The sequence below is a fragment of the Bradyrhizobium sp. UFLA05-125 genome, from assembly GCF_059803515.1.
Genome location: NZ_JBANBJ010000036.1, coordinates 61,935 through 84,788, shown reverse-complemented (window position 1 = coordinate 84,788; position 22,854 = coordinate 61,935). Strand labels below are relative to the sequence as shown.

At 60.2% G+C, this 22,854-nt stretch carries 21 protein-coding genes, 2 tRNA genes and 1 pseudogene; 11 read left to right on the top strand and 13 right to left on the bottom strand.

The features are described from left to right. From SO156_RS27100 to SO156_RS27090, 3 genes are all read left to right on the top strand, one after another. A partial coding sequence (locus tag SO156_RS27100) for a LysR substrate-binding domain-containing protein (RefSeq protein WP_498536896.1) occupies positions 1–487 on the top strand: 487 nt, incomplete at its 5' end. 252 nt (positions 488–739) lie between these two features. Next, on the top strand, positions 740–919 hold the full coding sequence (locus SO156_RS27095) for a hypothetical protein (protein WP_458149513.1): 180 nt from the start codon (positions 740–742) through the stop codon (positions 917–919). Positions 920–2,346: 1,427 nt separating this feature from the next. Next, positions 2,347–2,514, top strand: coding sequence for a hypothetical protein (locus SO156_RS27090; protein ID WP_458149512.1), 168 nt, complete (start codon positions 2,347–2,349; stop codon positions 2,512–2,514). Between the two features lie 1,493 nt (positions 2,515–4,007). Here SO156_RS27090 and SO156_RS27085 read toward each other — a convergent pair. The 3 genes from SO156_RS27085 to SO156_RS27075 all read right to left on the bottom strand — a co-directional run bounded on the left by SO156_RS27085 (position 4,008) and on the right by SO156_RS27075 (position 6,938). After that, positions 4,008–4,934, bottom strand: a complete 927-nt coding sequence (locus tag SO156_RS27085) for a LysR family transcriptional regulator (protein ID WP_498536895.1) — start codon at positions 4,932–4,934, stop codon at positions 4,008–4,010. 212 nt (positions 4,935–5,146) lie between these two features. Further along, on the bottom strand, positions 5,147–5,929 hold the full coding sequence (locus tag SO156_RS27080; protein ID WP_498536894.1) for a class II aldolase/adducin family protein: 783 nt from the start codon (positions 5,927–5,929) through the stop codon (positions 5,147–5,149). A gap of 16 nt (positions 5,930–5,945) precedes the next feature. After that, entirely contained in the window at positions 5,946–6,938 is a 993-nt protein-coding gene (locus SO156_RS27075) for an NAD(P)-dependent oxidoreductase (RefSeq protein WP_498536893.1), read from the bottom strand. 223 nt (positions 6,939–7,161) lie between these two features. Here SO156_RS27075 and SO156_RS27070 point away from each other — a divergent pair. Further along, positions 7,162–7,314, top strand: a pseudogene (locus SO156_RS27070) (ATP-binding cassette domain-containing protein); the annotation flags it as partial. A gap of 219 nt (positions 7,315–7,533) precedes the next feature. Here SO156_RS27070 and SO156_RS27065 read toward each other — a convergent pair. Beyond that, a tRNA-Tyr gene (locus SO156_RS27065) sits at positions 7,534–7,619 on the bottom strand. Between the two features lie 212 nt (positions 7,620–7,831). On the opposite strand from SO156_RS27065, the gene rlmB reads away from it, so the two are divergent. Then, positions 7,832–8,662 carry a 23S rRNA (guanosine(2251)-2'-O)-methyltransferase RlmB gene (gene rlmB, locus SO156_RS27060; RefSeq protein ID WP_458145574.1) on the top strand — a complete coding sequence of 277 codons (831 nt, stop codon included), beginning with the start codon at positions 7,832–7,834 and terminating at the stop codon, positions 8,660–8,662. A gap of 73 nt (positions 8,663–8,735) precedes the next feature. Here the strand turns inward: rlmB and SO156_RS27055 are convergent, their stop codons facing one another. Together SO156_RS27055 and SO156_RS27050 are read right to left on the bottom strand one after the other, a co-directional pair. After that, positions 8,736–9,206, bottom strand: a complete 471-nt coding sequence (locus SO156_RS27055; protein ID WP_498536892.1) for a hypothetical protein — start codon at positions 9,204–9,206, stop codon at positions 8,736–8,738. 59 nt (positions 9,207–9,265) lie between these two features. After that, the gene (locus SO156_RS27050) at positions 9,266–9,760 is read right to left on the bottom strand and encodes a hypothetical protein (protein ID WP_498536891.1); all 495 of its coding nucleotides are present in this window, start codon (positions 9,758–9,760) and stop codon (positions 9,266–9,268) included. A gap of 315 nt (positions 9,761–10,075) precedes the next feature. Here SO156_RS27050 and SO156_RS27045 point away from each other — a divergent pair, with 315 nt between their 5' ends. Further along, on the top strand, positions 10,076–10,549 hold the full coding sequence (locus tag SO156_RS27045) for a hypothetical protein (RefSeq protein ID WP_498536890.1): 474 nt from the start codon (positions 10,076–10,078) through the stop codon (positions 10,547–10,549). A 181-nt stretch (positions 10,550–10,730) separates the two neighbouring features. Then, positions 10,731–10,805 (top strand) — tRNA-Thr (locus tag SO156_RS27040). 526 nt (positions 10,806–11,331) lie between these two features. On the opposite strand, the gene SO156_RS27035 is transcribed toward SO156_RS27040, so the two are convergent. Further along, positions 11,332–12,042: a hypothetical protein gene (locus SO156_RS27035; RefSeq protein ID WP_498536889.1), complete on the bottom strand. Its 711-nt coding sequence runs from the start codon at positions 12,040–12,042 to the stop codon at positions 11,332–11,334. Between the two features lie 647 nt (positions 12,043–12,689). Between SO156_RS27035 and SO156_RS27030 the strand changes: the two genes are divergently transcribed. Next, positions 12,690–14,033 (top strand): ParB/RepB/Spo0J family partition protein, encoded by a 1,344-nt coding sequence (locus SO156_RS27030; RefSeq protein ID WP_498536888.1) that lies wholly within the window; start codon positions 12,690–12,692, stop codon positions 14,031–14,033. Continuing rightward, positions 14,030–14,782 carry a helix-turn-helix domain-containing protein gene (locus SO156_RS27025; RefSeq protein ID WP_498536887.1) on the top strand — a complete coding sequence of 251 codons (753 nt, stop codon included), beginning with the start codon at positions 14,030–14,032 and terminating at the stop codon, positions 14,780–14,782. The genes SO156_RS27030 and SO156_RS27025 overlap by 4 nt, the downstream gene beginning before the upstream one ends. 578 nt (positions 14,783–15,360) lie before the next feature. Here SO156_RS27025 and SO156_RS27020 read toward each other — a convergent pair. From SO156_RS27020 to SO156_RS27010, 3 genes are read right to left on the bottom strand one after another with little or no spacing between them, the layout of a single operon-like run. After that, entirely contained in the window at positions 15,361–16,323 is a 963-nt protein-coding gene (locus SO156_RS27020; protein ID WP_498536886.1) for a cupin domain-containing protein, read from the bottom strand. After that, positions 16,293–16,916: a MarR family winged helix-turn-helix transcriptional regulator gene (locus tag SO156_RS27015; protein ID WP_498536885.1), complete on the bottom strand. Its 624-nt coding sequence runs from the start codon at positions 16,914–16,916 to the stop codon at positions 16,293–16,295. The genes SO156_RS27020 and SO156_RS27015 overlap by 31 nt, the downstream gene beginning before the upstream one ends. 19 nt (positions 16,917–16,935) lie before the next feature. Beyond that, a complete protein-coding gene (locus tag SO156_RS27010; protein ID WP_498536884.1) occupies positions 16,936–17,829 on the bottom strand; it encodes a fumarylacetoacetate hydrolase family protein in 894 nt (297 codons plus the stop codon). 181 nt (positions 17,830–18,010) lie between these two features. Here SO156_RS27010 and SO156_RS27005 point away from each other — a divergent pair, with 181 nt between their 5' ends. Then, on the top strand, positions 18,011–19,327 hold the full coding sequence (locus SO156_RS27005; protein ID WP_498536883.1) for an MFS transporter: 1,317 nt from the start codon (positions 18,011–18,013) through the stop codon (positions 19,325–19,327). Positions 19,328–19,344: 17 nt separating this feature from the next. Further along, positions 19,345–19,896, top strand: a complete 552-nt coding sequence (locus SO156_RS27000) for a nuclear transport factor 2 family protein (RefSeq protein ID WP_498536882.1) — start codon at positions 19,345–19,347, stop codon at positions 19,894–19,896. Positions 19,897–19,916: 20 nt separating this feature from the next. Here SO156_RS27000 and SO156_RS26995 read toward each other — a convergent pair whose 3' ends face one another. Genes SO156_RS26995 through SO156_RS26985 form a run of 3 tightly spaced genes read right to left on the bottom strand, consistent with a single transcriptional unit; the run spans position 19,917 to position 22,854 of the window. Next, entirely contained in the window at positions 19,917–20,372 is a 456-nt protein-coding gene (locus tag SO156_RS26995; protein ID WP_498536881.1) for a Zn-ribbon domain-containing OB-fold protein, read from the bottom strand. Continuing rightward, complete coding sequence (locus tag SO156_RS26990) at positions 20,369–21,565, bottom strand: thiolase C-terminal domain-containing protein (protein WP_498536880.1); 1,197 nt, start codon at positions 21,563–21,565, stop codon at positions 20,369–20,371. Before SO156_RS26990 ends, SO156_RS26995 begins: the two co-directional genes overlap by 4 nt. Then, entirely contained in the window at positions 21,562–22,854 is a 1,293-nt protein-coding gene (locus tag SO156_RS26985; RefSeq protein ID WP_498536879.1) for a CaiB/BaiF CoA transferase family protein, read from the bottom strand. The genes SO156_RS26990 and SO156_RS26985 overlap by 4 nt, the downstream gene beginning before the upstream one ends.

Below are 22,854 nucleotides of genomic sequence, written 5' to 3'. Positions count from 1 at the left end.
GGTGCTGAATAATCAATGCGACATCGGCTTTGCCGAGGTGCCGATTGCGCACTCCGGCCTGCCCAGGCTGCGCCTGCCACCGCTGGCGCGCGTCGCGGTGCTGCCGGACGGGCATCGTCTGGCAGAAAAGGAAGTGCTGGAGCCGCGCGATTTCGAGGGCGAGACGTTCATATCGCTCTCGGCAGGATCTGCGAGCCGACATCTCGTCGATCAGGTCTTCCACCGCAACGACGTCCGCCGCGTGCTGCGCGTCGAGACGACGCTCTCGGAGATCATGTGCGGAATGGTGTCGTCGGGGCTCGGGGTTGCGATCTGCGATCCCATCACAGCGAAGGAATTCGCGACCCGCGGCGTCATCGTGCGCCGCTTCCTGCCGCGCATCGACTTCGAATTCTCCGCCGTCTTTCCCCCCCAGCGCAGCCCCTCGCCGGTTGCGCTCGATCTGGTCGAGGCGCTGCGGCACGCGTTGGGGGAGATGGAGGGGTGAGTGAGCGCGAGCTTGCCTGGCCGAAGCTCGCGGACACAAGGCCTGCCTTCGTCGGGTGTTGGCCCAGTTCCCCAAAAAAGAAGCTGGGGCCTTTTTCGCGCGCGCGGAGGGAAATTGGCCACGAACTGGCGGCTTTCGATTTATTTGACAATCGAGCGATCAGGCGCGAAGCTTGCTCTCATAAAGCTATTGGACGCATTGAAATATCTTAGTTTCTCCTCATATAGATTTTTCATTCATACGGGAGGCCCCATGACAGACGAGAGACTCGCCCGTCTGCGTGCCCACGATAAGAACATCAGCCGATATCGACGCCTGCTTAGAACCAATCTGTCAGATCTTGAGCGCCAATTTCTGGAACAACGCCTGAGCGAGGAAAAGTCGGCCATCGAAAGCCTCGCCCATCCTGCTTTCCATCCGCTCACGGATTGAACAACACGATCCCGTTCGTCGCTAAGCCGTCGGTACCCCGAAATGGGTACCCACGGACCGCGACTTAGATTCGCTTTTGTCGTTTACGGACGCGGGCATAGGTCGAATGATCTGCGCTACCGGGGCTGGCTAAACAATTTCAGGTTCGGAGTTCCTATTGCAAACCCGGCGAAAGGGCCGCCGCTCCAAAGCGCAGCGGCCCTTTGCTATGTGCTCCGTCGACACTCAACAGGTCGATATCCGTAATAGTCCGAGAGCGGTTCTCCCTTCGTCGGCCCATTTCCGATAAGCTGAATTTCGCGTGTTCGGCGGAGCGCAGGTGGACGGCTCCGGTTCGCTTTAGCCAGCCTCGCGCGCTGGAGCCGTTCTCTCTCTACGACCACTCCACTGAATGCCCGAAGGAACAAGCGACTGGGGCGGATGCGGCATTCCCAGCCGTAGCCGCATTCCCTGGGAAAAACTGGCAAAAGGCATTTGAAAGCCAAAAATGCCGTCTAATCTCTACATGATGAGTCGGGGGTTAGTCGTGGGCGTTTATTTGTTATCCCTCGCCGCCTGCCTAGTCGCTATGCTCCTCTTTCTGGCATTCTGCCGATAAGGCCGACAGCGGACATATTTGTTGCCTCCAATCCTCAACCGAACGCGGAAACGACAGTTCCTCGAGGATGGTTTTTGACTGTGCAGGAATGAGTGCATTCACTCCCGCGAGGAGGTGAATGTTTTGCTCGCCTGGATCTTCGCTCTTGTGGTTGCCTTAAGCGTGGCGGTCTTCATTGCCCACGTGATCGACGCGATGCGCACTTGATTGCGCGATCGCAAACAGTGCAGGTGTTTGAGTGCGCTCCGTGGCCGCTATCGTCCGTCAGTTGGTCTAGTGGGTTGTCCGCGATCTCGATGCGGTCAGGTTCGGAGCACCGCCCTTAGCCTTCGGCAGGCAATGGCTCGACTTGCATGCCTCGGTGGCTTGTGCACTCGGCCCGAGATGGTCGGCCAGCACCGACAACAAGCCAGCGACGAAGGCCGCGACCAAGACGCATAGCGTGAGGCTGATTGCTCCGCGCAACAGCAGTTGTCTCAATTCGATGACCACCCCGAGTCCCCCCGAAAGCACATCTTGCCCCGCAAATCCTTAAGTCGACCTTGATGCCCGCTCGGGGCTGCGGGCCTTTAGTTCGGGCTCGAGTGATATTGGCCGGAAGTAGCTCTCTCGGTTCCAATGAATTCTCGCGTTGCGCTGTCGCGTCGACGCCACACTCACGATGTTCCGTCCAGGAACAGATTTTCCAGACTCAACGACGCCGCCGACTTCTGCGATCATCCTCGGTAACCGGGGCTGGAAGTAGCAATTTATCGACAGTCAATTTTCCCGGATGGCCGCAGGAAGGGGTGGCCTGCGGCCTTTTCAACGACATTCACGAAAGCGGGGAATGGTGACAACAGTCATAAAGAATTTGCTTTCACGGAAGCAGGCACTTGTTGATCAGCTCAGGAAGACTAGCGCCGTTGACGAGCGAGACAAAATCGAAGGTCAGCTTGAGCAGATCAATACCGCCTTGCATTTTCTCGACAAGCCCGAACCGAAGAGCGGACAATGACCGTCTGAACGTCGGGAAAATCGCTCGACCTCATCGTCGCTGAAGCCGGCCTGCATATCAACAATGGAGGGCTTTGGCCGGGGGATGCGAAGAAGAGGCGGTTTTTTTGGATCCGGGCAAGCCCCGCGCTCCGTAAGGCCCACGTCAGTTTGTCGCCGTAAGATCAGCCGCTTCTTTAGTGGAGGGTCAGATGGCAGTCAGACCCCTGTTAATAGCTCTTTGCATTTTGCCGTTGAGCATATGCCCGGCGCTGTCCAAAGGAAGTGGCTCTCATTCGGACCCTCCCTGGAATCATGAGCATATAGACGTCTTACCTGCCGACGTTCGCCAATACATCGCAAAAATCTGCAGCGGGCCGCCGCAAGCCCAACACGACTTCGCTACCTACCTACCGAGCGAACACCGGTGGCGCATCAATCTCGAATACCTTCGATGCGACGGCCTCCGTGGTGACTTCCGACGAGGCAATCAGTGTCTTGACGTGGACTTCGTACAAGTTGGCTCACACTTTCGGCTGGTCAGAAACCAATATGCAGCCTGCGGATTCTGACCTGTAAGCCCCTCCGCTGAAAGAACAGAAATTTGGCCCGCCAGCGTGAACCGGCGAGCCTTGGCAACTCCCGACACTGTCACAAGACCGTGGCATCACCGTGCATATTAAAACTAACTGGGATTTCAGTGCCCAGTTAGAAACTGGATCGCTGCGGGGACCCGTGGCATTTCGAGCCCGGCAGCCTGATTTTTTGTTGCTCTATGCGCACGCACGCGTGCGCATAGTAAAAGCAAAAGGGCAGGAACATGAGCGATAACTTACCGTCTGCGCCGAGATTTATGGTGCGGCAGGCATCTCAGGGCTGGATGGTCTACGATCGACAACGTAAAGGTCCCGCATTGGTCGGGACTGATCTGGCTCTAGCGGTCAATATGACGAAAGACCAAGCCGAGCGCGTCCAGCGGTTGCTAGCTGCCGACCTGGGCCAAGAGGCATCAATGATGTCAAATAGAACCAATCGCCTCTTCGCTAGTCGTTAGCGCTATGTGAGCCCGCTCCAGCTTTAGTCTCTAGACCGCCGTTAATACGCCGCCAGAGCTCCCCCCCAGGGGTGCCAGTCAACACCTTTTCGGCCTTCCGTTTTGCCGCTTCGTCGTTGGCGCATTCAAATTCCACCGCACCGACTAAGCCGCCGCTTTCATCCAAAATGTGGAGACGGTAATGGATCATTGCACATCCGTGCTTAGGCCCGACATTTTCTGACCCCCTGCTAAGCGAGCTTTGCAAACTCAACGCATTCCAATCGGACACCCGCGCTGAAGAAAGCCCGCCATTGGCGACGGGCTCAAGGCTAAGGGAGAGTAAGGCGCCATGAAGACGCACCCAAAGCGTACGGCGATTCCCAATGATGCGCTGTGTCGCAATTCACACTGTGGACAAGAAAGCATCCCTGGCGCCGCTGAGCTTCGTTGCGCAGCCTCTTGACGAGTACGGTTCAGTCTCAAGTTGCGGCAGCCGCCTGGTACAGGCGGTCGCGCAACCAGGCGTGGCCTCTATCCTCCTGGTCGCGGGGATGCCACAGGGCGACGATACTTGCGGGTGGCAGGTCGAGCGGCGGCGGCGCAAGCTCGAGCTCGTTCGCGAAGCGCATCAGGAAACGCCGTGGCAGAGTGCAGATGCAATCGCTGTTCGCAAGGATCACAGGAGCAAGCGCATAGGTCTGAATCGAGACGGCGACACGCCTGGAGCGGCCGAGCGCAGCAAGTGCGTCGTCGACGAGGCCCGAGAAGCCGCCGCCATCCGCGGAGATCAAGAGATGGTCGAGCGCGCAGAACGCGTCGAGATCCAGCGCGCCGGTGCCGCGGGGATGGCCCTTGCGCTGCGCGGTCAGAAAACCGTCTTCGAACAGCGGACGCTGCATCAAATCGCCGCTCGCGCGGTCGGGCCCCGTCACCAGGATGTCGATCTCGCCGCGTTCGAGTCGTTCGAAGACGCCGCGCGTTGGATGGACGAGGGCGAGCCGCGCGCCAGGAGCCATGGTGGTCAATTGTGCGACGAAGCCGGGTGCAAGCGTCACGGCCGGATTCTCGTGAATGGCAACGACGAAGGTGCGCTGGGCCAGCGCGGGGTCGAAGACGGCCGGCCCCTCCACTATGCGGCGCAGCTTGGCCAATACTTCAAGCTCGGTCTGCAGCTCCACGGCCCTCGGTGTCGGCACCACGCCGCGGCCCGTCGCCGCAGGCACGAATAGCGGGTCGGCGAAGACCTGTCGCAGCCGGTTCGACAGCGCCGGCTGCCCGATGTTCAGCCAAGACGCCGCGCGGGTGACGTTGCGCTCGCGCAAGAGGGCCTCCAGCGCAAGCAGCAGACCGAGATCGATCTCGGGGCGCCGTACCGGCGATGGGTAGAAATCGGCGAAGGCACGCACATGGTGCTCCTCGAAAAGAACCGCCTGCAGGCCTTTGACGCTATCAGTCAGTTCCTCGCCGAGCAGTATGCTCCGGCCGGCGCTTCGCGAGGATGAAAACGCAACATGTGATGACAGAGCCATCGTACGCCCGAGGGGGCTGCCAACGGACACCCACAACCAGTGCGCGGAACTGGCCGCGCATCTGATCCGGCGCGCCGAGGGCACCGGCGTCAGTTGAACAGATCGGGCTCCGCTTCGGTGATCCAGTCCCAGAGCGGCTGGAAGCTGAAATAACCGCCCCTGTGCGTTCCCACCTGGCTTGCGGTCAGCTTGGCGATCTCATGCGGGATCGGCTTTGTCGTGCCGGCCGCTTCCGCAAGCAATTGCGTCCGCGCTGCGTTATCCATCGCGATGTACCACCAGGCGGCCGCCTCGATGGTCGGCCCGACGGTCAGAAGACCATGGTTCTGCAGGATGACGGCCTTCTTCGATCCCAGCGCTTCCGCAATCTTCCGGCCCTCGTCGGCTTGCAGCACGACGCCGGAAAACGGATCGAACAAGGCGTGATCCTCGTAAAAGGCACAGGAGTCCTGCGTCAACGGGTCGAGCTGACGGCCCAGAGCCGACCAGGCCTTGCCATAGGTCGAATGGGTATGGGCCGCCGCGATCACCGCTGGATGGGCCGCGTGGATCGCCGAATGGATCACGAAGCCGGCCTGGTTGATCGGCTTGTCGCCGATCAGGATGTTGCCGTCGTGATCGACGAGCTGAAGGTCGGAGACCTTGATCTGGCCGAAGAACTTTGACAGCGGGTTGATCCAGAAGCGATCCGGAAACTCGGGATCGCGCACCGTGACGTGTCCCGCAAGCCCCTGATCGAAGCCATAGCGCGAGAACAACCGAAAGGTCGCCGCCAAGCGCTGCTTGCGATACAGTCTCTCGTCCTCGAACGAGGCGGACGGCGTCCGCTCGACCAGCGAATATCTCTTTGGCTTGTCGACGATCTTGTTCATCGGTGTGGATCCTTTTCTAGTATTCCAGCTTTTCGTCGAAGACGTCGGCCAGCGGAGCGCCGTGGGCATAGGCGTCGAGATTGACCAGAACCTTGTTGGCCAGCCGCGCCGCATCCCCGCCACCGGTCCATGACACGTGCGGCGTCAGAACGATCTTCGGATGGCTGTAGATGGGATCGCCATCCGGGGGCGGCTCGGGATCGGTGACATCGAGCGTCGCAGCGGCAATCTGCCCCTCGTCCAGCGCGCGCAACAGTGCCGGCTGGTCGATGATCCGACCGCGCGCCACGTTGATGAGATGCAGTGATGGCTTGGCGCGCGCCAGCACGTTGGCGTTGATCAGACGGGTCGTCTTCGACGTCGCCGGCAACGCGATCACGAGATGGTCCGAGACGGAAACCAGCGTTTCGATGTCGTCGACCGGCTGGACACCCGGAACGGGATATTGCCAGGGCGACCGGCGCAGCACCTTGATCTCGACATCAAACGGTTTCAGCCGCTCGATGACGGCGCGGCCAATTGCACCAAATCCGGCAATGCCAATGGTCTTGCCGCTCAACGAGCCCAGCTGCGTGATCTTCCAGTCCTGCCTGTTGCGCGGGCGGACATCATAGATCCGTTTCTCAAAGCCGAGGATGGCTGCAAGGACATACTCTGCGATCGGATCCGCCGAGATGCCACGTCCAACAGTGACCGCCGGACCATCGAGGAGCCACGCCGGAAAGAAGTCGACGCCCGTCGATGCCGTCTGGATCCAGCGCAGGCCGAACGGCCAGCCCACCGGCTTCTCGGGCGGCGCCTTGCTCCAGCCAGCCAGCGGCCGCGTCAGCAGCACATCAGCCTCCGGCGCGATCTCCCAGGGCGCGTGCCCCTCCGGATGATCGATGATCAGCGGGCGGGACCAGTGATCGACCAGCGAGGCGCGAACGTCCGCGCTAAGCTGGTTGACGATGATCGGCGATCGCACGCTGGCGGGATCGCGGCGGCTGTCGACACGAGGCGTGTTCATCTCGCGGGCTCACGATAACAACGATTGTGGGATGCTAGGCGGTTACTGCGAGATAGTGTTTTCAAAGATCGATTGCGGCTTGCAACAACCACAAAGCACAGCGGCGATGTTGCAGACGAAATTGCCCACGGGTAGACGCCGCCGCTGTCAGTCTCTGACCTCGAGACCACCTATCGGGTCGGCACGGCACAACGTGAGCGCGTCGCCAATATTCTGTCCTGGAGTCGGTCTGCCGCCGGACGCGGCGGCGCGCTATCCTCACGAGTTTTCAGGCGGCCGGCGTCAGCGCATCGGCATTGCCCGGGCGCTGATCCTCGGACCCGACCTGATCATCTGCGACGAGCCGATGTCCGCGCTCGCCCTCTCGGTCCAGGCATCCGGGATCGCAGGGTTCGCCTGGTGGCGCCGCTGGACCGCCTTCTCAAGGTGCCCGTGACGAATTCGAGTTGCTCATGTGCGCCACGTTTGGCCAGGGTGGCGCGCACTTGTCGGCTCCCAGCGTTAAGTGACCCGGCAGCGACCCGCACCTCGAATCGGCGGTCTTACCGCTGCCGAATGAAAAGCCAGAGACAAAAAATATCTTGTGAAATCAAGATGGTGGGGGAGGCAGGACTCGAACCTGCGAAGCCATGAGGCGGCTGATTTACAGTCAGCTCCCTTTGCCACTCGGGACACTCCCCCGCTCGACGGCAGCACAATCGGACCGGACCTTGCCGGCGGACCGAAACGGCCATGGAGACGTGAAGACCGCGACTGCCCGAAGGGACACGGGGCGCGGCCGGGCGCGTTTATGGGCGAAGCAGCGGGGCAAAGTCAACCGAGCTAAGCAGCTAAAATCGCCTCTTTGGACACCCAAATTGCCATCTTTCGGAACCCGTGACACAACCGAGCCCATGAACGATCGCAAATTTGCCCAGAGAACCCGGCGCGGCGGGGCTAAGCCCTTCAACAAAGGGGCAAAATCCGCGTCCCGGCCGGCTTGGCGCGACCGTGATTCGCACTCCGACGGACCGGTCATCCTCTATGGCTGGCACACAGTTACGATGGCGCTCCAAAACCCGGAACGGCGGATCCGCAAGCTCACGCTGACCGAGAACGCGGCCCGCCGCCTCGCCGAGGAGAATATCGAGACCCGCATCGCCCCCGAGATCGTCCGCCCTCAGGAGATCGACCGGCTGCTGTCGCCGGACGCCGTGCACCAAGGCCTGCTGGCGGAGGCCGATCCCCTGCCCTCGCCTGACATCGAGACCCTGGAACAGGAAGGCATGGTGCTGGTGCTCGACCAGATCACCGACCCTCACAATGTCGGTGCGATCCTGCGCTCCGCTGCCGCCTTCGCCGTGAAGGCGATCGTCACCACCGCGCGCCACAGCCCCGAGGCGACTGGCGTGCTGGCGAAAGCCGCTTCCGGCGCGCTCGAGCTCGTGCCGATCGTGACCGTGCAAAACCTCGCCCGCGCGCTGACCGCGCTCAATGAGCGCGGCTTCCAGACCGTCGGCCTCGACAGCCAGGGCAGCGAGGATCTCTCCGAGGTCGCTTTGCGCGAGCCGCTTGCGCTGGTGCTCGGCGCCGAAGGCAAGGGCCTGCGGCAATTGACGCGCGAGACCTGCAGCGTGGTGGCAAGGCTCGACATGCCCGGCGAGATCAAGAGCCTCAATGTCTCCAACGCCGCCGTGCTCTCGCTCTATGTCGGCGCGAGCCGGCTCGGGCTCATGAAGCGCTGAATTCAAGACAAGCAAAACGCCCGTCCGCGTGATGCGAACGGGCGTTTCGTGATTCAACTCAACCGATCAGGGATCAGTAATAGCGGCGCAGCACGCGCTGGCCGTGGTAGTGGTAGGGAGCGTAACGATAGCCATAGCGCGGGCCGTAGCCATAGTGCACGCGCGGCAGATAGCCGTAGCGCGGACCGTAGCCGTAGCGATACGGACGGTAATACGGCCGGTGGTGGTAGTAGCCGGGCGCTGCGACGGCCGCGCCATAGCCGTAAGACCGCGGGCCGTAGTTCACGACAGCGTCTTCCCGATAGGTCGGATACGGTGCGAACGCGCCGGGGCCGGTGTAGGTCGGGCCCTGGTTGACGTAGTAATATTGCGTGCTCGGTTCGGCGAGGCGATCAAAGCCCCAGCCGCCGCAGCCGGTGTTGCAGCCCGAATACACCGGCGCAACCGGCGCCGCACAGGGACTCCAGCCGCAGGCCATGGCGGGCGCCGCCCCCACCACGATCACGGCAGCTGCCGCGACCAATCCTGAAATCATCTGACGCATTACTCTCTCCTGTAGATTTCCGTTTGTTGGATTTTGCTTCGGGTTTGATCTGCCTGGACTTACCTGTGCAGCTCATGATTGCCGGGCACCTCCGCGTGAGGCGACGGGCGGACACGGCGATGCGGATCGACGTCGACCTGCGGAGCAAGGATCACCGGCGGCGGATCGGCCGGCACATCCACCTGCGGCGGCAGCGGCGCCGATTGCACGCCCCAGCTCCGGTAGTAGCTTTCCGCTGGTTGCGGCACCTTGCGGTTCGCCGGCGGCTCGACCTCGAGGCGGCCATAGCCGGGCCGCAAGCCCATGCTTGGATAATAATGGCCAACATCGCTCGGCTGTCGCTCGCCGATGTAGCGCCCGCCATAGATCGTGGGCTGCACCTGCACGTTCTTCGCCAGACCCCATTCGCCTTCGACGACGGCGTAGGAGGCATCGATGCCGTTGATGATGACGGGCACGCCGGGACGGCCTGGAATCACGATGTCGAAGCCGTCACCGGCAAGCGCCGTCGTGGGCAGTCCGACAAAAAGCGCAAGGAGCGCGACAGCGCGCATGAAAAGGTCCCGGGTTAATCGGCCGAGAACCTATCCGATCACCACGGTCAGAGTGTTAAGGCCGGCTGCTGAAATTCCGGTAAGCCTAACGCGCAAGGATCGACGCGCGCTCAAATGCGCTCGCCGGCGCTATCGAAGCGTTAACGGCAACCGCGCACGGCGCCCGTTCGCGTGACGCCACTGCCACGCAGTTGCGTGGCGGCAAGCGAACATCCTGCACGTGTTCACGTCGATGTGACCCCGCGTGCGACAAAACGGGGAACTGCGGCCGGACGTCGCACTTACCCAAGGTCTCAACCACATGGAGCAGATGCCATGACGAGCCCCAAACTTCTTGGCGCGGCAGCACTTCTCGTGTCCGCGCTGGCGACACCTGCCTTCGCTCAAACCATGACCGACAACCCCCGCTGCACGGGTCTCTTCCAGGATCCCGGCTGCCAGTACATGACACCCGGCACCGCCGCCGACCGGCGCTATCGTCACCGCCACACCGCCTATCGGCAGGCGAACCCGAATGATCAGACCGGCTTCTGGCCGGCCGATGCGGCAGGCGCTGCCGCCGGCGCCGCCGTCGGCACTGCGGCCGCCGTGACGGGTGCTGCCGTTGGCACCGCGGGCGCTATCGCAACAGCGCCGTTCGGAGGCTGGAACAATTCCTACGCCTCTTATGACCAAGGCGGTCCCGCCTGGCACGGCGACTGGAACACCTATGCCGCCCGCAACGGCATCGTTTGCAGGCCCGGCACATGGTTCAAGGGCGACGACGGCCGCCAGCATCTCTGTCAGTAGGACGTTCGCCTTCAAGCAGAATGGTTCAGGCGGCCCTCGGGCCGCCTGTTTTTGCGTGAGCGGCCCCCGGGTCAGCGCGCCTGCGGCTTCTGGCACTTTTCAAACAAGTCTGGTATTGCGACCGCACCCAAGCGGACCCGCCGGCGCCATGTCGGTGGTTGCTCTGTGTTTCCTGAAAGTGGCCGGCTTAGCTCAGCGGTAGAGCAGCGGTTTTGTAAACCGAAGGTCGGGGGTTCAATCCCCTCAGCCGGCACCAGCGTTTACAATAGCTTAGCCTTAGAATGTAGCCCCCGAACTTTTCCCAGAACTCGGAGCTTACGCACCGCGGGGACACATGGGGCTACATGCAAGGCAATGAACGACGCGGGGATCAGCTAGCCCTTCAAGCGATCGATCGTCCGACGATTTTAGCGATCCTCGCGCACGATCCGCCCCATCGCCAGCGGCTGGCCGAGTCGTAAACGAATTCTGAATCGTCAGGCAAATTGTTCGCGGGACTGCCAACGTAGAATCGCCGGATACTTCTCATATGAGAATGCTTCCCAATTTGAACTGCCCTGACGCGCTGGTTGCAGTGACGTTGGCGCTGTTTGCGGCCTCTTCAGTGAATCTCCTGATTTACTGCTTCCTGAGCTAGTTGCGCCCCAAGCACCGAGCAGCCCACTATCGCGCAAAGCGTGACAATGCCGGCGCCCAGCGCCGGCCCACGCACAAGGTACGATCGTTTTAAGAAGCTTCGCTAGGGCGACAATCCGCCGAGACAGATTGCACGTCCGTTGCATCTAATTGGCGTTGCCCAGTACCCAGCCGAGCACTCGGGCGCGGAAGCCGCCCCGCCGGCGAATTTCGAGGAACCTGAGCACGTCTGGACAATCATTTGCCGCAACCGCCGCGCCCAACAGACCTTTGGCCGCGCCCTCGGAGATGCAGTCTTCATGACGAACCAGGCAATCGAGCACGGTCATGAACTCGTCATTGGACTGCGTCAACCGCACGATGTCCTCAACAAGGGTGGGATGCTCCGCGCGGATCGTGGCGACCATGGCGAGATCTCCACGTTCAATCTGCTCGACGATCAGGGCGACGTCAGCGCCCGACATGGAAAGAAGCTTGGAGAGTTCGAGCAGCGCCGGATTCGAAACGACCGACAAGATCGTCGATCGCACATTCTTGGTGTCTTTCTTGTCATCGACGATCGCCTGCGCCACCTCATACACAGTGCGCTTTGCGGCCTCATCCGTCGGCACCTCGACGACGTACTGTCCGAATCCGTCCGCTTTTCGCTGCGCTCGGTACTTGCGTTTCTCTTCGGCCGCCTCTGAGACTTTCTTCTTCACGCGAACGACGCGGACATAAGCCTTTGTCGGCTCCAAGCCGAACTCCGCGACCTGCTCATCAAACTGAGCTTCGCTACAGAAGGTCGGTCCCTCGCCTTCCTCGAAAGTGCCGCGATTATTTCCAGACGTCGCTCCAGCGCCGGCATGAATCGTCATTGTGCAGGACTAGTCCCGAGACCAGTCTCCCTATGCTTGGCCGCCGGAACGCCAAATGCATCGCGCAAGCGGAATGCCGCGCTGCGATCGACGTGCCAGAGGCTCGTTTCAGATGTTTTTCAGGGGGTGCGCGAAGCCGTTTTGCCGGAGCGAAGGCCATCGATCGATGGAGAAGCCTTCACCGCCTTCCGTCACTGAGTGACACCGGATCGGAAACTTCCGGCGAACCTCTCCATGGCCCGCACGACCGCCCTCGGGAGCGGTGGACACGCTAAATATGGGGCGCGCCTCTCCACAGGCCAATGCCTCTCGCAAAGTATGGTTAAGCGGCGTTAATCGCCGGAGCATTTCGAGACCCAGTCACAGCGGCCCGGCTCGCTCCAAAACCAGAATCGCGACGCTGATCTTTGAGGAGCTCTGCCACTCCCCCAAGAAGTCGGTTCTCGAACGCATTCGAGGTGAAAGTGATGATCTCCCTTCACCAACATTAGGACTAGTCCAAGAACCAGTCTCTGCAAATAAGCAATGCGCGGTGCAAAGTACCCTCACGCAGCGCAAGCAAATTCACCGACAACAAAAAAATTTTCGTACACAAATTTTGCAACTCGCTGTGTCTCGCCTGAAATTCTCAGCGAGTGTCCACAAATTTGCGAATCCTGACGGATCTTGCAGAGAACGATGCAGCTGGCATGATGCCACTGCGCGACGTGCGCATGCTGCGTAGACGGGAGCAAAGAGTGGAAGCCCGCGATCGGCGTTTGCAGAGTCTGGAAGCTTCTCGCTCGGTCGAGGAGCTTGAGCGCGCTGTTGCGCATCCCCGGCCCTACGCCTTTCCCAAACTCAGCGCAGTTCAACACCTCAACGTAGCCGGCGAAGACTCGCAGCCGTCGAAAGACCTTCCGAACGCTCCCGCATTGGACCTCGCTCAGGAGATCAACGAGCCAAATCCAGCAGCGTCCGCCGGCGAAGCATCTGATGCGACGTCGTTGCTGCCCAATCCTTTCGAGACTGCGCTTATAGCAGATCCGAATATACCAATGGACGCATTCAAGCTCGTGGATCTAGCCGATATCTCGACCGGTCATCGGCTCCGTGGCGTCGTCGGCGAATTCATCCCGATTATGGTCGCCTCCCTGTCTACTCACGGCATCATCCAGCCTCCGGTCATCCGACCGGATCCAGCGAAGCCAGGCAAATTCCTGCTCGTCACCGGACTGCAGAGGGTCAATGCCGCCGTCGCCGCCGGCGCGGACAAAATCCATTGCCGCGTCGTCAAACTGAGCGATGACGAAGCGGAATTTTGGGAAATCGACGAGAATCTCGTCAGGAGCGCTCTCACTCCGGCGCAAGAAGCGCTCTGCATCGATCGCCGCCGGGTACTCCACGAGCGGTTGTACGGCAAGGCGAAGGCCAGAGGGGCGGCCGCAGCGAACCTCGCCATGGGCCGAGCGCACGCATCCGCCAACTTGGCGGATGCGTCGTCCTCCTTTGTCGAGATCACGGCAAAGAAGATTGGGAAGTCGGCGCGGTCGGTCCAGCGAGCGGTTCAGCGGGCCGCTCAGAACGGACGCAGCGATCTGGAGCGTGTTGTCGGTTCATCGTTGGACGTGGGCAAGGAACTCGACGCGCTGCCTATGCTACCATCGGCCACCCGTGCAGCTCTCATAGAGCAGGCCGCCGCCGGTCAACAGGTCTCGGCGATCCAAGTCGTCGCCGAAGCGGAAAAATCACCTGTCGAGGACGGGAGCCCGAGCGACAGCCCCGTGTCGCGCAATAGGTCGCGCGACCGACTGACCCCGGCCCAGCTGGGCGACGAACGGATTGAGCGCCATGACCCCTTCCCGGGACTGGTCGCGTTGCAGACGGCCTGGCGCAAAGCGCCGATTCAATCTCGTGAAAGATTTCTTGCCTGGATTGATGAAACCAAGGCTGCGCCCGCCACGGGCGAACTCAATTCGTTCGAGCATTCTAGCCACGAGGATAGCCAATGAGCCTCCAAGCAACCATCTGGGGGTGGGCTCAATTCGATGTCACGTCGACCGAGAAGCTCGTTCTCCTCGACCTTTGCGATCGCGCCAACGCCAATAATGTTTGTTGGCCCAAACAGAAAACCATCGCTCAGCGAACCCGTCTCACCGAACGTACCGTTTGCTCTATGCTGGCTCGTCTCGAAACCCTCGAACTCATCCGCCGTTCAACCAGATGGACTGGCCCCAAGCGCACGTCTGACCTTATCACTCTCTGCATTCATCCGCTCGCGCCGCCGCCGACGGCAGCACCGCCGACTGGTCCGACTCCCGACGACGTGCCTCCGTGCCCCACACCGAAACATGAAGCTGCTTCCGGTGACCACCAGAACGACGTTCAGGAGTCTACCGGAAACAGTTTCAGCGTAATCTGTAATGATGAACCACCCAGACAGAACCAAGCCACCCCGCACTTCCTCGAACCGTTCCCCGAACCTGGGCGCCCTGACCTAGAGGCAATCATCTACGCTTCCCGCACCATCAACGAGATCGCAACAGAACTCGGACCCGCAATCGACTGGTCGGCTCCAGGTATCAACAACCTGGCACTAGTTGCTACCTGGCTGACGCAGTTTGACGAACGCGAAGTAGTGACCTGTCTGATCAAGGTCGCCCGCCGAGTTGGTAAGGGCTCCGCACGAATTAGCTCCTGGAAATACTTCGAAGCAGAAGTCCAAAACTCGTGCCGAGCTGATCCGGATGATCCCAGCTAGGTTGGGTCGCGGATTGGCCCGACCCCGCCTGGTACCGGCGTAATCGCGCCCGGCCACCGCGATCGCCGCGGCCAAGGCGGCGTCGCCGACAAGCTTATCGGTGACGGAGTTTGGCCTAACCCGGTGATGCGAACGTCAACAACCACTGCACCCGGCTTGACGAAGCTGCCCCCGGATTAGTCCGGAGGCGCCGGTTGCGACGACGAGAATGTCCGCTTCACGGCGAATTGCCGGGATCGCATACCGACCGACGGCTTCAGTCTGCTGAACTGTGTTCACGACGTAGACGTGGCTGGCGGGATCATCGCCGATCAGCACGACCGCAAATCCCGGAACTGCCGCCCCGCCGGCGACAAGCGACCCAACGCTCTCTGCAGACTATGCCAAGTCTCGAGCCACGCGGCACACCTGCCCCGCGTCCCCGAACCAGTTCGCGCAGATTGTAGCTGGCACTTGAAGGAAACTAGCCGCGACCAATTTGGGTCGCACGCCAGACCCGTCATGTTCAACCTAGACTTCGCGCCCCCTTGGCGACCCAGCGAGGGGACGCCAGGTTGACGTTCAGCCTGTGGACCGCTTCAAGTCATTTCAGCACGAAAATAGCGAAATGCTTTCATCAGGGGCTCGTCGGAGAGGCCGAACAAAATGCTATCAGTGTTCGCATGGTGAGAAAATTTCTGCCAAGTCGGCACGACGATCGTGTCGCCCCGGCTCCATTTGAAGGTCGTTTCACCTACGACAGTCTGTCCAGTTCCATCCATCACGACAAAAATACGATTGGCCGTCGAGCGCTGGGTCCGTCCCTTAAAGCCCGTTCCCAATTTCTCGACCGTCAACCCCATCATGGGCATCTCGGGCGTTTCCAGATTGATCATGCCGTCATGACGTCCATCGGAATCGGGTGTCACTTTGTCCAGCTCTCGCGCAATTGCATCACGGGTAAAGCGGAATGGCGAAGAAGCTGCGACTGAACTGATCGGCTCGTACTTCTGGGGATATTCCTCAATGAACATCGCTTCGGTCAGGTGGACCGACGGCAGATCAAGGCCGTCAAGCCAATATGCCGGCTCGTCCCCTTCGTGACCGTGCCCATGCCAATAGGTCCCCGGTGTAAGAACCACGTCGCCACTCTCCATCGCCATCTTGGTGCCGTTGACAATCGAGTAGCTTCCTTTGCCATCGATGATCACCCGGAGAGCGTGAGCCGAGTGACGGTGGGATGGAGCGACTTCGCCCGGAAGAATCATCTGATACGCGCAGACAAGCGTCTTCGTTGTCGCGAAGTTGTTTCCGGGAAACGGATTTCGAAGGATGAGATTGCGGCGTTCCGCATGGGCTACGTCAATCAGATCACCAGCCGCGGCCAGAGCATTTTTGACCTCCTGATAGCTCCAGTGATGAGGCCGATAGCGCGACCGGGGTTCCTTCCAGAATAACGGCTGATCGCGAGATACCCAGCCCGGGGTTACGTCCAAACGCTCGGCCTCTACATACAGATCATCCAGCGTCTTCATTGTGCTTTTTTGCGCGAACTGACCCATGGTAACTCTCCCAAGATGGTTGCCTGATTTTCGTCCGGGCTCTGCTCCGCACTTACCGCCACCGTGTCTGCCTCGGCGAGGATTTGAAGGCATTTCACGAATACAGGCCGCAGGTAGTCTGGCAACGGCGCGAGGAGCGCTTGCTGGGCAGCGGACGCTTGCTCGACCGTTTTCAGTAGTGCGTTTCGGCCCTGAGGCGTCAGAGCGATCTCGATCGCTCTTTTGTCCTCCTTGCGCTGCTGACGACTAACCAGTTTCCGATCAAGCATACGCTGCAGCATCTCACCGGATGTGCTTCGATCGAGATGAAGCTGGTTGCCAAGTTCGGTTTGCGAAAGCGGGCCCAATTGAAACAGGGTCAACAGCACTCCGAACTGGCGAGGAGTGAGATCACTTTGCCCGGTATGAGCTTCGTAAAGAGCCGCGGCCCTACTATCCAATTGCCTCAGCAAATATCCCGGAGCGCGATGCAGCACGAACTCACGAGCCAGCCGCGTTGGCGCCTCGAACCCTACCTCGGTGAGATCGTCTTCCCGCAGGTCAATGCCGTCATGCTTTGACTTTGACGCAGGCTTTCTATTGTTGGTTGGCATTGACGAACTCATTGGTTGGTCAGCGATGGCCGGCTCCATCGCCATGTATGGGGATAGTCATCGCCCCAAGTCCGTCGCAACCTGCGGAAATCATGTCGCCCGGTTTGACGGAGCCGACGCCCTCGGGGGTTCCCGTCATAATGACATCGCCCGGATGGAGCGTATAGGCGTGTGACGCCAACTCTATAAGACGCGGAATTCCAACGGTCATCGCGGCAGTGGACGATCTCTGCTTGTACTCGCCGTTCAACTTGAGCCAGAGCCCCAAATTCCCGGAGTCGTGCACCTCATCTGCGGTGGTCAACCAAGGACCCAGGACACAATAGGTATCGGCCGATTTGCGGAAGCTTCGATCTTCTACACCACGCACGCTCATGTCGAGGCCAACACAATAGCCTGCCACGCATTCGAGTGCGTTTTCGGCAGACACCTTGCGGCAGGTCTTACCGATGATGATGCAGAGCTCAGCCTCAAAATCGTTGCGGCGATCGAGCCAGTTCAACCTGACGCCGTCGTGCGGTCCCGATATGGCGGAATTGGCCTTCAGGAACAACCCGAGCTTCTCGACAGGGCGCTCGACACCCTCGAGCTGCTTATTGTGCAAGTTGTGATGGACAGCAGGATCCGCCGCATCAATCTCCACATGCAGTCGATAGTTCGCTGGCGCAGCCATGACTTTGCTGGGATTGGCGACAGGGCTCAAAAGACGGATCTGATCGAGGCGATAAGTCTTGGCCTTACCCTTCACCTCGTTGGCGGCCTTACGAACTAAGTCGAGGCGACGAACCAGCGCGTCGCCGAGCGGAAACGGCCATCGATGCGACGGCAGGCAATCAAGAGCGCTCGACACGTCATAGACAACGTCGCCCTCGACCAGGCCCAGCTGATCCGAGTCAAATCGGCAAAATCGCACGCGGTTCCTCCCCGCAGTTCACATTTGTTTGTATACCTACATATCTGATCTGCCGCGTCAACGCTACATACAGCAAATATTCGGCTAAAGTTTGGTTTGTCCAGTCAAATAATATATGTATACCTACACATTATGGCTGAGCAAAAGACTCGCCAGCGAAGAAAGACAAGGAGGGACACCCATGACGCTTGAAAGTAGGACCCTGAGCAAGATCACGTGGCGCATCGTTCCATTTCTCGTTCTTTGCTACTTCCTCGCCTTCGTTGATCGCATCAATGTTGGCATCGCCGCTCTGACGATGAACCGAGATCTTGGACTCTCGCCTGCTGTCTTTGGCTTCGGCGCAGGCCTCTTCTTCGTTTCATATTTTTTTCTTGAAGTGCCCTCCAACATCCTGATGCAGAAGGTCGGTGCACGCCGCTGGATCGCACGCATCATGATCAGCTGGGGAATCGTCTCGGGGGCAACCGCATTCGTGCAGGGCACGAACAGCTTTTACGCAGTACGCCTGTTGCTCGGAGCCGCGGAGGCCGGCTTCTTTCCAGCGATCCTGTTTTATTTGAGCTGCTGGTTTCCTGAGGGAGCGCGCGCAAAGGTCTTCGCGTATTTCCTCGCAGCAGTCCCCCTCGCAGGCATTATTGGATTCCCGATCTCGGGCATATTCCTGTCGCTCGATGGCGTCTGGGGGCTAAAGGGTTGGCAATGGCTCTTTTTGATTGAAGCGCTGCCGACGCTCATCGTGGCCGTCATTGCTTACTACTATCTCACTGATCATCCCAGCGAAGCGACCTGGCTCTCAGACGAACAACGCCAATGGCTGCTAGATCAGCTCAAGAAGGACGAACGTCAGCGTAAGGGACGCGTGCGAGATGGAAACTGGATCAATCTGGTTGATGTTCGCGTGATCTGCTTTGCTACGATTCATTTCTGCGGCAATCTCGCCATCTACGGGCTCGGCTTTTTCTTGCCACAGATCGTCAACGCGTCCGGGTTCAGCAACTTCGATGCGAGTCTCGTTTCCGCGCTACCTTATGTCCTCGGGGCCGTTGGCATGCTCGTTTGGGGTTGGTACTCGGCTGGCGGGCGGGCACGGATGGGCGTTTTCCTACCCTTCATCATCGGGGCCGTTGGCTTCGTCGGCGCCGCAACGTCGGGTAATCCGATCCTAATGATCGCTTCATTGTGCGTGGCGAGCTTTGGTGCTCTCGGGTATGCCCCCGGCTTTTGGACCTTACCCACTTCGCTTCTCTCGGGAACAGCCTCCGCGATTGCGATCGCGGCTATTAATTCAGTTGGCAATTTTGCTGGCTTCCTTGGGCCTTACACAATCGGCTACCTGCGCGAGACGACGGGTAGCTTTGAAATGGGACTATTTGCCAGCGCGGCGGTGATGGCCCTCGCGGCGCTACTGGTCCTTGTCGCGGCTCGCAGCAAGTACCCCGCAAAGACTTCCGTCCTACAGGACGTTGAAGCCGATGCGGTTTCAGCACCCCGCTAGGCGAGCAGGAGCCAAGTATGAGCACAGCTGAAATCGACCAGAAGGCGCTGCGTACCCTCTTGGTCAAGGAGCGGTTGCACGAACTCGAAATGGCTTACTGCCGCGGCGTCGACCGCCGCGATCCCGACCTCTTGCGATCAATCTTCTTCGAAGACGCGATCGAGGAGCACGGCGAAATGTACCGAGGCAGCGCGATGGCGTTTGTCGACTGGGTATTCAGCGACTTCATCGGAAATTATGAGCTGACGACCCACTACGTATTAAATGAATGGTACAAAGTGGACGGCGATTTTGCCGAGGGAGAGACCCATCGTATCTCTCACCACCGAGTTCGGGACCCTGACCTGGTTGAAACCATCGCCGCTTGCCGAACGTTCAATCGCTACGAGTGTCGCAACGGCGTTTGGAAAATTTCATATCGCGGCGTCGTTCGAGACTGGATCTATCAACGTCCGTTCGATCCCGCACTGTTTGAAGGGACCTATGCAATGACCCTAAGCAAACCGAGCGGCCAAGATCGCTCTTATGAGGTCCTGTCAATGTTTAAGCGTGGACCGATCGGCGCCTAGAGTGCTATCGGCGCCAGGATTCATCGCCGAAGCTTCCAGTGCAAGAGAGAGTACGACCGATCGGAGTCGGGATGGTGCTCAAATGAGCCTTGGACAGACGCTCCGATCGAGACCGTCTGCATTGGATCACCAAGCAAATTGCCGACCATGCGGATCCCACCGGCGTGCGGAATTTCCACAAGGACGGCAAGATAGGCTCCCTGCGTCCTGAGCGACGCATGCGAGGGGTGCCAAATGCGCTCCCAACTGTAGATGAGCCCGTTTGGCTCGATTTCGACCCATCCGGGGTCGAAGGCGTGACAGCTATGGCACAGCCACTCCGGTCCAAACTGCCAAGTACTGCAACGACCGCAACGCTGCACCAGCAGACGGTTCTTGCGCAAACCCTCCCAATAGGGAGCGGATAAGCCGTCGGGCTCGGCTCTTGGGATGGGTAGGCCCGCAGGAAGATATGTCGGGTTTGATGTGCCACTCACAGGGTAGCTTCCGAGCCGAGAAGAAGATTGCTGACAGGAGAGACCATCGGCCCGCCGATAACCATTGCAACGTCGTTCCTTGGCACCTGGCTGGTCGAGATACCACGAACCTGACGCACGGCTTCTAGCACCAGTTCGAACCCGTGCATGTAACATTCGGCCAGATTGCCGCCACTTGTGTTCAGAGGCAGCTGTCCGGAAGGCGCTGTCAAATTCTCGACCATCAGAAAGTCATTGGCTTCCTGCGGCTTGAAGAAGCCATGCTCCGACAGGGCCATCACTACACCGCCCGTAAAATTCTCGTAGCATTGGACGACGCCGACATCTGCTGGGCCCACTCCCGCCATCCGATATAGGTCGTGCGCGACCGTATCGAAGCCGGCGCCGGCATAGTGTGGGTCGTTGTGAGGAATGGCGCCCGCCCGGTACCCAGAACCGACCGCCGCCCCGAGCAGGTAGACTGGCTTGTTTCGAAACTCCCCAGCACGTTCCGCCGGCACGAGCACAAGCGCCGCGGCGCCATCGTTCTCCATGCAGCAATCATAGAGATGAAACGGCTCGGCAATCCAGCGTGACGCATCGTATTTCGCCGCATCCAACGGCTTACCATACATGACAGCGCGAGGATTCGACTGGGCGTGATGGTAGGACGCAAGCGCGATCGCCCGCAGGGCCTCCTGCCTGACGCCATGCTCATGCATATAGCGGCGCACCCGCATGGCAAAACGTTGCGGAGGCGCCAACACGCCGTACGGCATCAAGTATGCCTTTTCACCCGAGATGGTATCAATGCCCGTCGTCTGCCCGAAACGGCCATATTGCCCTTGGGCGAGGGCGCGAAACACGACAACGCAGTCGGCGAGCCCTGCGACGATGGATGCAGCAGCGTTCGCAACAGCCGCACAGCAGCCGCCACCACCCCCGCCCCATTGCATTGTCGCAGCCCGTAGCCTTCGCGAGCCGAGGGCAGCCGCCAGTCGGGATGCATCGTTGCGGTCGTCGCTATAGGAGGAGAAGCCATCGACGTCGCACGGATCAAGACCCGCATCGCCGCAGGCAGCCAAGATCGCCTTCAACGCAAGCTTGAACTCCGGGTCTGGCGAGGCGCCATGGCGAAAATAGTCCGTTTCACCGATGCCGATAATGGCGACACGGCCTTTGAGCGTGCGTTCGACATCGGTCCTCGCCATCATGCCTTCGTGCCCAGCCCTGCCGCCCTCGCTCCCTCGGCGCCGAATGCTCCTGCTTCGGCCAGCCGGGTTAGGCGCCCAGCGTCGTAGCCCAGCCGCTTGCGCAGCACGTCCTCGGTATGCTGGCCTACGGCGGGCGCAGCAACCGGGTCGACAACGGGCGTCCGCGAGAAGCGGATGGGAAGACTGACGTTGGGGACCCAACCGAGCTTGTCGTGAGGAATCCGGGTCACCAGCCTGCGCTCCCTCGCCTCAGGCGATCGTATCGCGTCTCCGACGGTGCGTACCTGCCCGCAGGGAACTCCGGCCTCCCGCATCCGCGACTGCCAATGCGACCACGGCTGTCGCACGAAACATTCACCAAGGATTGCGAAGAGCTCGTCACGGCGCCGGATACGATCGGTTCCAGTCGCATAGATTTCGGCAGACGCAAGATCGGAGCGATCAAGGACCTGCGACATCAGCCGCTGAAAGATCTTGTCATTGCCGCAGTTGATGTAGAAGGCGCAGTCCTGCGCCTGAAACACCCCGGACGGACAGGTATCGGGGCTGGTATTTCCGTGCCGCTGCGGATTTGCGCCGCTGAACAGGTGCTGCATGGTCGCGTATCCGGTCATCAGCACCGCGTTGTCGAACAGCGAGACCTCGACTGCCTGACCAAGGCCGCTGCGTTCGCGGGACACAAGCGCACCAAGAATCGCATTGCAAGCCATCATCGCCGTGCTGATGTCCATTACGGGCGAGAGCGCGCGGACGCCCTCGCGATCCGCATAGCCATTCATGGAGACGAATCCGCTCTCGACCTGCGCGATAGGATCAAAGCCGAGCCGATCGGAAAATGTTCCCTCGCGTCCATAAGCAGAGACGGAGCAGTAAATGATCTCGGGCTTGATCTTGCGGCAAGACTCGTAGTCGAGCCCGAAGCGCTCCATCACCCCGGTCGAGAAATTCTCGACGACGACATCTGCCGTCGCCACCAATTCGCGCGCGATCTCGATGCCCTCCTGCGATTTCAAGTCGAGGGCAACGCTTTCCTTGTTGCGGTTGGTCCAGAAGAATGGCGCACCCTGCCTCAGCTCGGGATGGACCGGCGGATAGCGGCGAAGGTCGTCGCCTCGGCCGGGTGCCTCGATCTTGATGACCTCAGCGCCCATGTCCGCCAGGATCATCGTCGCGAATGGTCCTGCGATGAAGTGTGAGAAATCGACTACTCTAATCCCCTCCAGCGCCTTGGGCGCATGAGACGGCCGCGGGGTATATTCGGGGAATTCCGCCTCGATCTTGTCTAGCAT